Source organism: Polaromonas sp. P1_G2 (assembly GCF_056405515.1).
This window is the reverse complement of sequence record NZ_JBFUBY010000778.1, coordinates 1-563: the sequence shown is the minus strand read 5'-3', so window position 1 is coordinate 563 and position 563 is coordinate 1. Positions and strand designations below refer to the sequence as shown.

Below are 563 nucleotides of genomic sequence, written 5' to 3'. Positions count from 1 at the left end.
GTGTACAGTTTTGTTCAGTGCACAAAACTGTCACACAGACGTCATGGAATAAATCTAACAGCACGCTCACCGCTTGAAACTAGAAAGAGGAGAAAGTCAGTGAAAACCCTCAATACACTCGTCGCAGTCAGCTGCGCGGCACTCATGGCCTCGACGGCCAGCGTCCGTGCTGCGTCCATGGATGACCTCGTCAAGGCTGCCAAGGCCGAAGGCGAACTGACCGTCATCGCCCTGCCGCACTCCTGGTGCAACTACGGCGGCGCGCTGGAAGCCTTCAAGGCCAAGTACGGCCTCAAGGTCAACGAACTGAACCCGGACGCCGGTTCGGGCGACGAAGTCGAAGCCATCAAGGCCAACAAGAACAACAAGGGCCCGCAGGCTCCTGACACCATCGACGTCGGCCTCTCCTTCGGCCCGACGGCCAAGAAGGACGGCCTGCTGCAGCCCTACAAGGTCTCGACCTGGGACAGCATTCCGGATAGCGCCAAGGATGCCGACGGTTTTTGGTACGGCGATTATTACGGCGTCATGTCGCTGCTCGTGAACAAGGACCTGGTCAAGGA

Annotated in this window: 1 protein-coding gene; it reads left to right on the top strand. The window is 58.4% G+C overall.

Going from position 1 to position 563, the window contains the following annotated elements; genetic code table 11:
- Positions 1-144 precede the first annotated feature (144 nt).
- On the top strand, positions 145-563 hold a 419-nt coding region (locus AC1D0P_RS27530; protein ID WP_477679633.1), incomplete at its 3' end, for an ABC transporter substrate-binding protein.